The 11,868-nt window shown below is 50.7% G+C and carries 15 protein-coding genes; 7 read left to right on the forward strand and 8 right to left on the reverse strand.

The window, feature by feature from the left end; translation table 11 throughout:
- Positions 1 to 17: 17 nt before the first annotated feature.
- Together QW71_RS06445 and QW71_RS06450 are read right to left on the reverse strand one after the other, a co-directional pair.
- Entirely contained in the window at positions 18 to 701 is a 684-nt protein-coding gene (locus tag QW71_RS06445) for a DUF4956 domain-containing protein (RefSeq protein WP_039295048.1), read from the reverse strand.
- On the reverse strand, positions 694 to 1,437 hold the full coding sequence (locus QW71_RS06450; protein WP_039295051.1) for a polyphosphate polymerase domain-containing protein: 744 nt from the start codon (positions 1,435 to 1,437) through the stop codon (positions 694 to 696). Before QW71_RS06450 ends, QW71_RS06445 begins: the two co-directional genes overlap by 8 nt.
- A 330-nt stretch (positions 1,438 to 1,767) precedes the next feature.
- Between QW71_RS06450 and QW71_RS06455 the strand changes: the two genes are divergently transcribed.
- Positions 1,768 to 2,445 carry a response regulator transcription factor gene (locus tag QW71_RS06455; protein ID WP_039295054.1) on the forward strand — a complete coding sequence of 226 codons (678 nt, stop codon included), beginning with the start codon at positions 1,768 to 1,770 and terminating at the stop codon, positions 2,443 to 2,445.
- A complete protein-coding gene (locus QW71_RS06460; protein ID WP_039295057.1) occupies positions 2,445 to 3,713 on the forward strand; it encodes a cell wall metabolism sensor histidine kinase WalK in 1,269 nt (422 codons plus the stop codon). Before QW71_RS06455 ends, QW71_RS06460 begins: the two co-directional genes overlap by 1 nt.
- An 80-nt stretch (positions 3,714 to 3,793) precedes the next feature.
- Here QW71_RS06460 and QW71_RS06465 read toward each other — a convergent pair whose 3' ends face one another.
- Positions 3,794 to 3,988, reverse strand: coding sequence for a hypothetical protein (locus tag QW71_RS06465; protein ID WP_039295061.1), 195 nt, complete (start codon positions 3,986 to 3,988; stop codon positions 3,794 to 3,796).
- Positions 3,989 to 4,021: 33 nt separating this feature from the next.
- Entirely contained in the window at positions 4,022 to 5,287 is a 1,266-nt protein-coding gene (locus QW71_RS06470; RefSeq protein WP_039295063.1) for a YncE family protein, read from the reverse strand.
- A 149-nt stretch (positions 5,288 to 5,436) separates the two neighbouring features.
- On the opposite strand from QW71_RS06470, the gene QW71_RS06475 reads away from it, so the two are divergent.
- On the forward strand, positions 5,437 to 6,084 hold the full coding sequence (locus QW71_RS06475) for a Vat family streptogramin A O-acetyltransferase (RefSeq protein ID WP_039295066.1): 648 nt from the start codon (positions 5,437 to 5,439) through the stop codon (positions 6,082 to 6,084).
- Between the two features lie 90 nt (positions 6,085 to 6,174).
- Here the strand turns inward: QW71_RS06475 and QW71_RS06480 are convergent, their stop codons facing one another.
- Together QW71_RS06480 and QW71_RS06485 are read right to left on the reverse strand one after the other, a co-directional pair.
- Positions 6,175 to 6,933: a sugar phosphate nucleotidyltransferase gene (locus QW71_RS06480; RefSeq protein WP_047013659.1), complete on the reverse strand. Its 759-nt coding sequence runs from the start codon at positions 6,931 to 6,933 to the stop codon at positions 6,175 to 6,177.
- Positions 6,930 to 7,625: a TetR/AcrR family transcriptional regulator gene (locus QW71_RS06485; protein WP_200905893.1), complete on the reverse strand. Its 696-nt coding sequence runs from the start codon at positions 7,623 to 7,625 to the stop codon at positions 6,930 to 6,932. Before QW71_RS06485 ends, QW71_RS06480 begins: the two co-directional genes overlap by 4 nt.
- Before the next feature lie 298 nt (positions 7,626 to 7,923).
- On the opposite strand from QW71_RS06485, the gene QW71_RS06490 reads away from it, so the two are divergent.
- Together QW71_RS06490 and QW71_RS06495 are read left to right on the forward strand one after the other, a co-directional pair.
- A complete protein-coding gene (locus QW71_RS06490; protein WP_039295068.1) occupies positions 7,924 to 8,724 on the forward strand; it encodes an SDR family oxidoreductase in 801 nt (266 codons plus the stop codon).
- Entirely contained in the window at positions 8,724 to 9,857 is a 1,134-nt protein-coding gene (locus tag QW71_RS06495; protein ID WP_039295071.1) for an SMP-30/gluconolactonase/LRE family protein, read from the forward strand. The genes QW71_RS06490 and QW71_RS06495 overlap by 1 nt, the downstream gene beginning before the upstream one ends.
- A 117-nt stretch (positions 9,858 to 9,974) precedes the next feature.
- Here the strand turns inward: QW71_RS06495 and QW71_RS06500 are convergent, their stop codons facing one another.
- Complete coding sequence (locus tag QW71_RS06500) at positions 9,975 to 10,346, reverse strand: RidA family protein (protein ID WP_039295074.1); 372 nt, start codon at positions 10,344 to 10,346, stop codon at positions 9,975 to 9,977.
- 142 nt (positions 10,347 to 10,488) lie between these two features.
- On the opposite strand from QW71_RS06500, the gene QW71_RS06505 reads away from it, so the two are divergent.
- Positions 10,489 to 10,692 carry a hypothetical protein gene (locus QW71_RS06505; protein WP_039295077.1) on the forward strand — a complete coding sequence of 68 codons (204 nt, stop codon included), beginning with the start codon at positions 10,489 to 10,491 and terminating at the stop codon, positions 10,690 to 10,692.
- Positions 10,693 to 10,694: 2 nt separating this feature from the next.
- Here the strand turns inward: QW71_RS06505 and QW71_RS06510 are convergent, their stop codons facing one another.
- Positions 10,695 to 11,543: a DNA-binding protein gene (locus tag QW71_RS06510; RefSeq protein ID WP_152679706.1), complete on the reverse strand. Its 849-nt coding sequence runs from the start codon at positions 11,541 to 11,543 to the stop codon at positions 10,695 to 10,697.
- 164 nt (positions 11,544 to 11,707) lie between these two features.
- On the opposite strand from QW71_RS06510, the gene QW71_RS38850 reads away from it, so the two are divergent.
- On the forward strand, positions 11,708 to 11,868 hold a 161-nt coding region (locus QW71_RS38850; RefSeq protein ID WP_152679707.1), incomplete at its 3' end, for a helix-turn-helix domain-containing protein.

Below are 11,868 nucleotides of genomic sequence, written 5' to 3' on the forward strand. Positions count from 1 at the left end.
TCCCTTCTGGTTTAGCATTAATAATCATTCATGACCGGAGCCATGGTCAGTGAGAGGTCAAGGTTACCGTTGCGTGTACGGATAGCGTCAAGTAATTCCTTCTGGCTGGTGTGCTCATCAATCGTTACGGCATAGACCAGTTCATACAGGCTGCCTAGTTCGGTGGTTCTGATCTTCTTGAGCTCGTAAGCCACACCAAACTTGTTGAAGACTTCCGCGAAAGCTTCCTCATACCCCAGATTCTCGGGAATGGTCACTTTCAGTGTCTTTTGCATCGATTTTCTAAGGCCAAAGCCCGTACGGTTCAGCACGACCATCAGGATGCAGAGAATAAGGGTGAAGAGTACCGCATACCCGAATGATCCTACCCCGCAGGCAAGGCCGGAGGCCATAGTGAACAGGACGAAGGTAATATCCTTCGGATCACCAGGGGCACTTCTGAACCGGATGATGGAGAAGGCGCCGGCAAGGCTGAAGGCCCGGGCCACGTTGCTGCCGATGAGCAGAATGATGATGGCCACAATGACTGGCAGCAGGACCATCGTAAGCGTGAAGCTCTGCGAATATCCGGCAGGGTTCGTCTTCATATAGGTGAAGCTGATGAGTCCGCCAAGTACAATCGAGATCAATATGGTTAAAATAGCATTCGTGAAGGTTAGCTCCGTAGTGGTCAGGGCTGCGGAAAAAATCGAATCAAGCATACAGGACACTCTCTCTTTCTGCTTTGCTGTTCTTCAGCATTTTTTTATATTCGTTGCCGTATTTGGAGAAGCTGGTGCGGTACATCTGGTGCTCCGAGAGCATTTTGGCCAGCCAGACCGGAATCGTCTTCTCCGCCTTCACTTCCATCAGCCATTGGCCCGGCTCCAGCAGCTCTTCGCCGTATACGCCATGCTCCATCTTCAGATCGTACCGCCGGCAGCGGATGTTCGTATCGAAGGTGATGCGCAGGTCGCGGTTGTTTTTGCAGAACATCGCTTTGCGGTCATAGGACAGGTACAGCTTCGGCTGCAGGTCATAGCGGGTCAGCATGTACTTGATTTCTTCAATCACCTGCTTGTTCATGTAGCTCTTGAATTCAGGCTCAATCCCGCTGGCGACAAAATCATAGGCTTCATTCAGCTTGAGCGAGGTTCTTCTCTTGTTCACCAGGCCGAACACCTTCTTCTTAATTTCCAGATAGACCTTGGTGTCGCCGGTAGGAATGCCGTAGGCCCGGATGCGAAGCTTCTCCTTGTATTTCGGCTTGGCCAGGCTGCTGCGGATCAGGGAATCATGCGGTGTGTCATAATACAGGTTGGTGATGGAGTAGTACTCATGCTGTTTGTTGTACTCATCGGGTTCCATGTATTCGAGCAGTTCGTTATAGAGCTTCAGGTAGGATTCAGTGCCAAGCAGGTATTTGTTCTCGTAACGGTTGAACACTTCGATAGCCATGGGGTTCAGATCCTTTCGGGTTGTATAATGGAGACTGCCTTTATCTGCCCTTTCGTGTGCCTCGCTTGCTTATGAATGTATCTTAGCCCCCGAACCTTTAATGAATCTTAAATGGTTTTACACTGCGCTGACTTTTTAACACAGGGATAATACTTCTCGGTTTGTCTTCTATATAAGTGCCCTGGAACGCTTGGAATTTCATCCGATGAATTCGCCCTGAATACCTCCGGCAGCGCCTGATCAGCAGCCCAGTTAAGGTTGATTAAAGGTAATCTTGCTATAATGGCTTCAGCAGCAAGCACATTACTTATGAAGAGGATGAGTCATCCCATGAGAATATTAATTGTAGAAGACGAGATTCATCTGGCGGAAGCCCTGACCCAAATATTGAAGAAGCACAATTATTCGGTGGACTCCGTCCATGACGGCAGATCAGGTCTCGATTATGCGCAGAGCGGGATCTATGACCTGCTGCTGCTCGACATTATGATGCCGGAGATGGATGGAATCAGCGTGCTGAAGGAGCTGCGGAAGGACGGAATCTCCACACCTGTGATCATGCTGACCGCCAAAGGCGAGATTACCGATATGGTGACGGGACTCGATCACGGAGCGGACGATTATATCGCCAAGCCGTTCTCCTCGGAGGAGCTGCTGGCCAGAATCCGGGCCGCCCTGCGGCGCAAAGGGGAAGTGATTCCTGAGGATGGCCTGAAGTTCGGAGATATTGAGCTGAACACGGCGAATCCGAAGCTGACCGTGAAGGGCAAGGAAATCAAGCTCAACCTTAAGGAAACCGAGTTGCTGGAGCTGCTGATCTTAAGGAAGCAGGCCGTAACCTCGAAGGAGCAGATTATTGAGAAGCTATGGGGGTTTGATTCCGAAGCGGAGCATAATAACGTTGAGGTCTATATCTCTTTTTTGCGCAAAAAGCTTACCTTCCTGAATTCAGAGGTGCGCATCAGCACGATTAGAGGCGTGGGTTATGTATTAGAGGTGAGTGCTTAATGTTCAAGAAACTCAGAAACCGGTTCCTGATCGTCAATCTGGCTACCATTTCCGTGATGATGCTGATTGCCTTCGCCTCGATCTATATCATCATGTACGTTAATGTGCAGAGCGATATTAATATGGCGCTGCACCGGATTGCGGACAATGAGCAGAAGGGACCCGGCGGTGCACAAGGAGGCCCCCGCGGCGCAGCAGATGGAGGCAGCATGCCCATGGATAAAGGGCCCATAGACGCCTACCAGCCGGACCGTTCCGTCTCGTTCACCATACAGACCGATGCAAGCGGTACGCTGGTCAGCAAGGATTCCAAATTCACGATGGATGATGAGTTCTATGACGCTGCGCTTAAGGAAGCCCTTAGTAACGGCAAGGATATTGGACGCTTCACGCTGGACGGCAGCCGCTGGATCTTCATGGTTAAGCACACAGCGGACGGGAAGCAGATCGTCTTCATGGACATCACTTCCCAGCAGAGGATCCTGACCAACCTGATCTATACCTTCACAGCTGTCGGCCTGCTGATGCTGATTATTCTCTACTTCACCAGCCGGTTCTTCGCGAACCGCTCGATCGCGCCAGTCCGGGAGGCCTTCGACAAGCAGAAGCAGTTCATCGCCGATGCCTCGCATGAGCTGAAGACACCGTTGACGATCATCAACACCAATGCGGATGTCCTCCTGTCCAATAGTGACGATACGATCCGCAATCAGGCGAAGTGGCTGCAGTATATCAAGTCAGAGACGGAGCGCATGACCCGGCTGACCAACGACCTGCTGTACCTGACAGAGATGGACGATTCCCGGACTGGAATGATCCACAGCAAGTTCAATATGAGCGATGCGGTAGAGAATATTATTCTGACCATGGAGGCTGTTATCTTCGAGAAGAATATCTCCTTCGACTACAACATCGAACCGGAGCTTACCGTGCTGGGGAACAGCGAACAGATTAAGCAAGTGGTGATGATTCTGCTGGACAACGCGGTGAAATATACGAATCCCAAGGGCGCTGTAACCATCTCGCTCAAAAGACAAAATAACGATGTCCTCCTCTCTGTCTCGAATACCGGGGAAGGTATCGCTGCTGAGCATCTGACGCGGATCTTTGACCGCTTTTACCGTACGGACACCTCCAGAGCGCGCAAGCAGGGCGGCTACGGCCTGGGTCTGGCTATCGCGAGGTCGATTGTGGATCAGCATAAAGGGAAGATTTACGCGAAGAGTGTGATAGGAGAGTCAACGACGTTCTATGTGCAGCTGCCTTGAGGGTTGCGACAAGCATACCCATCTTATATTCAGTAAATGAGCCTCTCCCTTACCGGAAGAGGCTCATTTACTGAATATCTCTAAAGATAAGGGTTCCTTTTTAATCCCGCTGCCGGCATTATACGCTCATCTGCTTCAGCCATGCGTTCCTCTTTCTTCTGCAATACAATCGTGAATTCACCTAATCCGGGAACGTAAATCCGGGCTTCAGAATTCACTTGGTCCATGCCAGACAACTGGATCATGATTTCTTCTGCCGAGTTTATCTCCATCATATCATTCACCTCCTGCGGTAAGATGATGAACGCCTACGGATTGACACCGATGGAGAACGGACGTGCACCAACCGGAATAACGCTAATTACAGCCTGGGTGACCCCATCAATAACCGATACCGTGTTATCATCCTGGTTGGTGATATAGATGCGGTTCGTCAATGGATTAGCGCCTGCACCATTAGGGTTATTCCCCACCGGAATGGTAGTAATCACCGTATTGGTTAATCCGCCAATCACCGATACATTGTCGTCATCCCGGTTTGGTACATAGATGGCATTGGTAGAGATGTTCACTCCCGGCTCAGCCGGAGTCGTGCCGACAGGCACATTGGTGATCACCGTATTGGTCGCTCCATCAATGACAGAAACAGTGTTGCTGGTGAAGTTCGAGACATAAATCCGGTTCGTCAAGGGATCAACACCCACCCGGAACGGGTTCACCTGAACAGGAATTTGTGTAATAACCATATTCGTAGCCCCGTCAATGACGGTAACAATATCCGAGTTGAATTCAGCTACATAAATAGTATTGGTTAAGGAATTCACACCGATTCCCGTTGGAAAAGGAGAACCTCCGGCGGGAATTATAGTAGTCACCACCGTGTTGGTTAATCCGTCAATGACAGTGACCGTATTATCATTAAAATTCGCAACATAGATGGCATTGGTGGCCGTATTGACCGCGACTCCGCCTGCTCCGTCCCCGGCAGGAACGGTGGCCAGCACCGTATTGGTCACTCCGTCGATAACGGATACGTTATCGCTGTTCAAATTAGCAACATAGATGCGGTTGGTTAACGGGTTCACCGCTACTCCTGCAGGATTCACACCTACAGGGATGACTGCGATTACCGCACTTGTTGCGCCGTTGATCACAGAAACATCATTGCTGTTGAAATTGGAAACATAGATACGGTTGACGGAGCCTGTGACTCCCCCCTCTTCAGCACCCAGCAGCTCGGCTGAGACAAGCCGGTGGGCGGTAACCAGCTGCCCGGCTGAATCTTTACCCCATACGGAGGTTTCTGTCTGCAATTCAGCAAGACCTTCCGTCGTGAAGACAAATTCATAGGCATCCAGATTGGCAAAGTAATTTCTTGTGATCACCTCGTCCGGGGAAACCGTAATAAGCTCGCTTACATACAATGTCCTTGTGAGCGTTAAATTGTATCCTTGGATCAGAATAGCAGACTGATTCACCGCGTCCCGGTTATCGATCTTGACCGTCACCTGCACAGTAGGCCTGACACCACTCACTTCATTATTTTCAATAGGTCCTGTTGACAGAATAGCCATTCTAGCGAATCCTCCCTTTTAATCAGATATTTAAAAAAACTACCAGTCTCTCATAAGGTATGTAAGAACTGGAGTCCGGATTGGACTATACTATAGCTAGAATTAAATTATGGCTCGACTGCCCATTTATCCAAGAAAGGTGTGATCCTATGCATTCTATTGGCCCTAACCCGAACGAGGTCCATCCCAATCCCCATATCAAGCAGGTCCGTTTCATCAAAAATACAATCACACGTCCAAACATTATTGTGGGAGATTTCTCCTACTATGATGATCCTGACGAGTCGGTATCCTTCGAGAGCCGTGTAACTCATCATTATGAGTTCATCGGGGACAAGCTGATCATCGGCAAATTCTGCGCCATCGCCCGCGGCACCGAATTCATTATGAATGGGGCTAACCACCGGATGGGCTCGGTGACCACCTACCCCTTCAACATTATGGGCGGCGGCTGGGAGCAGGCGACGCCTGAGCTGGCGGATCTGCCCTACAAAGGCGATACCGTCATCGGCAACGATGTCTGGATCGGCCAGAATGCTACGATCATGCCGGGCGTGACGATTGGCGACGGGGCGATCATCGCCGCTAACGCTACCGTTACCAAGGATGTTCCCGCCTATCATATTGCCGGAGGCAATCCGGCCCGGATTCTGCGGCCGCGCTTCAGCGACGAGCTGACCCGGCTGCTGCTAGAGCTGAAATGGTGGGACTGGAGCCCGGAGAAGATCACAGCGAATCTTGAGGTGCTATGCAGCAGTGATCTGGAGCGGATCAGAAGTCTTGCGGCTGGCAGCTAAACTCGCAGTACCGGACTACAGTTGAATACAAAAACGGCTGTCCATGGGCTATTACTACACTCCCGGACAGCCGTTTTTCTGCTATTAAGTTCAGTAAGATGCCTTATTCTCGCCCGCGCTCAGTCTGGCCCGCATCTCCGCATACGCCTCCGGGGTGCCGACATCATCGATCGCCCCCTCCGTATAATAGGCCCGCATCTCCTGGCGGGAATGCAGCCACTCCGGGAAATAACTCGGCGCATCCGGGTTGCCTCCCTCCGCAAGATAGCGGGAGATCAGCGGCAGCGTAGTCCGCTTGTAGATGTAGAGGGCAAACACGCCGATGTTCGAACGCGGCTCCTGCGGCTTCTCCTCCAGCGACAGGACCCGCATCTCTGCGTCCAATTCAACTACACCGACACTGCGAAGCTCTTCTATATTGTCCACCGTACGGACAAGAATACAGTCGGTACCCACCTTGTGAAAATACTCCAAGTACCCCTCAAGGCCGAATCCCAGCACATTATCGCCTGCCAGAACCAGCAGATCCTCCAGCGGCTGTTCCCGCTCCAGCACATATTGGATATCGCCAATTGCACCTAAACGTCCTTCCGGGGAGGAAGTACCGTCATTCAGAATACGGATCGGCTTCTCTCCCTGATACTGCTGATGCCACTGCCCAAAAGCATGAAAGAAACGGTCATTCGTCACAATGAGAATCTCCGTGATGTCCTCCAGCACCTCCAGGCGGCCGATCAGCAGATCCAGAATCGTCCGGTTCCCTTGAACAGGGAGCAGCGGCTTGGGTGTGTCCCGGGTTAACGGATAGAGGCGGGTGGCATATCCCGCAGCCAAGATTAGTGCAATCATCCCTTGTTCGCTCCTCTACCCTGGCTTGATGACGCAAACAAGGACTCAGACAGCAAACCCATTGTTTGTCTGTATATGGTATGGGCTGCCTCTACATCACCAAGGAACCCGCCCATATACAGGTGGATTACACCGTGCAGCGATGCCCATATCGTACTGACCAGGGTCCCCGTCTCTTCCTGATCCGAAATCTGTCCTTGTTCCTGGGCAGTGCTGATTAGAACCAGCAGACGGTGTATAGCTGTCATCGTTCCCTGCATACTCTCCGCATCCGGCTTGAACTCTGCAAAAGCCCCCCCAAACATCAGCTTATAGTAGCTGGCGTAGTCCTGTCCGAACTGCCAGAAGGCTTCGCCCAGATCCAGTAAATGCTGCAGCAGATCCGATGATGGCGGCACTTCTTCAAAACGCTGGGCCAGCAGTTTGCAGCCCTCCAGATACAATTGCTGGGCCAGTCCCTCTTTATTGACAAACAAACTGTAAATGATCTTGGTTGAGCAGCCCATCTTCTGCGATACTCTACGCACAGTGACGGCCTCCGGCCCCTCTTCCTGCAGAATGGCAGCGGCGGCATCCACCACAAGCTTACGGAGATTCTCCGTATTTTGCAGACGGGCTTCCTGATATGTTTTTAATACCCGCCCCGTGGAGGGTGTGGGTTTGTCTTCGGTACTGATAAGAATCACCTTCATCCGGTTATCATGTTATTGACCAGCAACAGAGTTGCCGGGTTCTAACAGGAATTCTAAACATTTGAACATAGGTTGTCAATTGAACCTTCACGCTGAAAAAAATGAGTTGACACAGGGGTGTCATTTTGGTTACTATGATTCACATAGGAAACACTGTTACCAATTGTGTTAATGCCGCTGAGAACGGACTTATGCCATTGAGAACGGACATTATGGCCGTTAAGATCGGTCATATTTTTTTCGAAACCCGGTAACGTTGTTTCCGTTAAAAAACATTGTAACAGAAGGAGTAGAAGCTATGAATATTAAAGGTAAATGGTCGTTAATCACCGGAGCCTCTTCGGGAATCGGCGAACAGTTCGCAAGACAATTAGCCAAGGAAGGCAGTCATCTGGTGCTTGTAGCCAGAACCAAAAGCAAACTCGATGCGCTCGCAGCCGAATTGACGCGCAGCCATGGAGTCCAGTGCCGGGTCATTCCCCTGGATCTATCGCTCGAAGGCGCTGCCGGAGATCTGTACCAGCAATGCCAACAGCTTGGCCTGAGTATCGATCTGCTGGTTAACAATGCGGGTTTTGCCACCCATGGCCTGTTTGAGGAGGTCTCCGGCGAACGCCAGCATGAAGAAGTGATGCTCATCGTCACCGCTGTAGTCGATATGACTCATTTATTCCTTCCCGGAATGCTCCACAGAGGGGCAGGCGCTGTGATCAATGTATCGTCTACCGCAGGCTTTCAGCCGCTGCCTTATATGGCCGTCTACGGGGCGACCAAAGCTTTTGTCTTGTCCTTTACCGACGCCCTGTGGTGGGAGAATCGTAATCGCGGCGTACAATTCTTCGCCCTGTGTCCAGGCTCGACGGAGACCAATTTCTTCAACGTGGTGGGTACGGAGGATGCTTCTGTCGGCGGCGCGAAGGACTCGCCGGAGCGGGTAGTGGCCCTTACACTGCGCGCTATGGCCAGAGGGAAACAGTACATTGTTCCGGGACTCCGCAATTACCTGAGTGCCCAGATTACCCGGTTCATGACCCGCAGACAAAGTCTGCGGCTGGTCGGTGGTATGCTTCGCCCCACACACCCTAAGGAGGATCTATAATGTCTACAGAAACCAATCCACGTAAACGTTCCACCGGTCAACACATTCGCAGATGGGGCTTGGTCCTGCTCGGCGTAATTGTGCTGGGAATAGCCGGATTCCTGCTGATGCCTGCCCCGGTAGAGCCTGCTGTATGGTCTGCACCTGCCGCCCCTTCTTTTGAGAAGGAGGGTCCCTGGAAAGAGAACAGCAAGCTTAGCTCCGCAGAGCTTGTGACAGACCGCGCGAAGTTCCCGGAATTTATCACTTTTGATTCTACGGGGCGGCTGTATACAGGCGACTCTGACGGCAAAATCTACAGAGTGGCCTTCGATGCGGAAGGCAAGGCGCAGCCAGCCGAAGTGTTCGCCGATACCCAGGGAACACCTAACGGGCTGAAATTCGATGCTGACGGAAATTTGATTGTGGCGGATATTCAGAAGGGGCTGCTGTCGATTGACCCGAATGGAAAGATTGAAGTATTGGCCACTGAAGTAGATGGAGGACCGATCTATCTGGCGAACGAGCTGGACGTCGCACAAGACGGATCGATCTATTTCTCCGATACCTCTAACTATGGTAAGGTCATGTTCAAAGAAATTGCCGAGAACAAACCGCATGGACGGTTGTTGAAATATGATCCGCAAACCAAACAGACAACCGTTCTGCTGAAGGATTTATATTTCGCCAACGGAGTCGTATTGTCTGCTGAAGAAGATTTCGTGCTTGTTGCTGAATCGTACCATTACCAGCTGACAAGGTATTGGCTAAAGGGGCCCAAACAAGGCACCTCTGATATTTTTGCGGAGAACCTGGCGGGGTTTCCAGACAATATCACCCGCGATGCTCAGGGACATTTCTGGGTGGGGGTATTCACAACCCGTCTGGCTTTTGCCGATTACATGCATAGTCATCCCTGGGTAGCAGCGACGATGTCCAAAGTTCCGCAGGCCTTGTTAAATGGAGCAAGTGCGCCGGTGAAGCACGGACTTGTCGCAGAATATGGACCCGAAGGAGAGCTTGTGAACAGCTGGCATGATCCTGAAGGAACCTTGTATGGCATCACCACTGCCGTAAGCCAGGGAGGATATTTATATCTCGGAACCGCACCGGGAGGAAGCCAGGGTGTTCATCGGGTGCTTCTGAAACCATAGGGATTGGATTGCTGCATTCATCTATCCACTGCCGCTTGTAGTATCCCAAACAGCAGCTCACTCTGACAGGAGGGGCTGCTGTTTGGCTTGAGGCATCTTCTTCTTAACCTCCAAGCACTACGCGCGTGAACGATACGCCACACCGTCGATCTGAACCTTAAGTCCATCCGGGCCGCCAATATGCGCGAACTCGGTGGATATGGTTTTGCGTGCCGGATAATTGCCTTGGAATCTGCGCTTGAACACCTCTTCCATGACCGGAATATCCCATACATCCCGCAGCAGAATATCCATCTTCACCACATCTGTTAGCGTAAGACCCACCTGCCCCAAGCGGTCCCTCATATCATTCAGCGCACCTTCTACCTGCTCTTCCACCTTTCCGCCTATATTGCCTACACAAAAGCTGAGGAAGATGAAATCTCCCGCTTCAACAAAACCTGAATACGCATAGTCCTTGTTCACATCATGTCTGATGATTTTGCCCATGTTCGCTTGTTCGCCCCTTGTCATCTGAGATAAGCCCAGTATAACGGTGGAACCCGGACAGCTGTGTGTCGTGGTTTTGTAGGATAATTATGGTAATATTAGGCTGAATGAAAAAGGGTTGCACCTGAAATGGAGGAGAACCATGAAGCGATTTCTTACCTCAAAATCTTTCCTGATTACATCTGTTCTGTTTAGCCTGCTGTTTATTGTGAATCTGACGGCAACTCCTGACAGCACGGCTACAGATATTGTAATCAGTATCCTTAAATCCATATTAGCCGGGGTGATCAGCGGGTTTTTGGTTGGCGGGCTGATCTTTCTTGTGCAGAAGAAGAAAACGGTCTGATTCTAGACTCCCGCATGCGGAAGTTCTGGAAGCTCCATAACAACCTGCCCCAGACACGCTGCCAGTACCTCATGATACCGCCGCTCCTCTTCTATCGTCACTTTCTCACGCAGCGATTCGAACAACGCCAGACAGCGTTTGAAGTTGCCGTCATGCCTGGACTGGTGGGCCAGCCTTAAAGATTGCATCGTCCAGTCCAGCGCCTCCGGCGCTCTGCCCCCTCGCTTACAATATAAGGCCAAGTGATAACAATAGCAGTAATACTGTGCGATATTATCTGCATCCTCATACTCTCCAAACCCGGCGCTCTGTTCAGCGAATCTATACAGCAGATCATCGACATCAAGCCCATACTGAACCGCAGCCTGTAAAATTACACCGAGACCTGGCAGCAGCTCCTCTGGATTATCCTGCAAGAACCGGGTATACCCCTCCAGAAATTCTGTTTTTCCGGACAGAATCTCCACCATATACAGGTTGGCACGCGCCAGACCTCTGAACTCCTCGGCAATCGCCTGCCCCTCCAGCCCCAAGTCTTCCATCCAGCCAAGCTCGGCATAGCGGTATATAGTCTCCCTTGCCTTACCATACTTCTCCTGTTTCTGGTAGGCAATGCCCCGCATTAGATGACTGAACCCGAAGTAATAAACCAGCGGACGCGCTGTGTCCAGAATGGGTATCGGAAGCTTTTTGGCCTTATGATACTGACGCTCCTCATAGACGCACTGCGCATAGCTATACAGAATCCCGGCAGCATCCAGCATCTTGTCCCATTCCTCGAAGCGAAAAGCCATTTCTATCATTTCAATGATAATCTCCGGATTCAGTGATTTCAGAATGGAAGGGCGCAAGGGTGGGGCCTCCTTTTTATCCATTTTTAGTTAATTGTATAACTGAATATATATTTGGTCAATATAAACAGTACTTTTAAGTACTGTTTATCTATAAATTGATTTGGTTTTGATTATCTGTAATGGTTAGCTGACCTCTTCTAACCTTAAGTGGAGGTGATCCCATGAATTTACCAGAAAGTGTAGGAAGTCGGATACGTGAGCTTCGAAAAGCAAAAGGATGGACTCAAGAACAACTGGCGGAAGCAGCATCACTTCATTACAGTTATATAGGTGGGGTTGAACGAGGGGACCGCAACATTTCTTTGGAGACACTGGAGAAAAT

The organism is Paenibacillus sp. IHB B 3415, from assembly GCF_000802655.2.
GTDB lineage: Bacteria > Bacillota > Bacilli > Paenibacillales > Paenibacillaceae > Paenibacillus_AQ > Paenibacillus_AQ phytohabitans.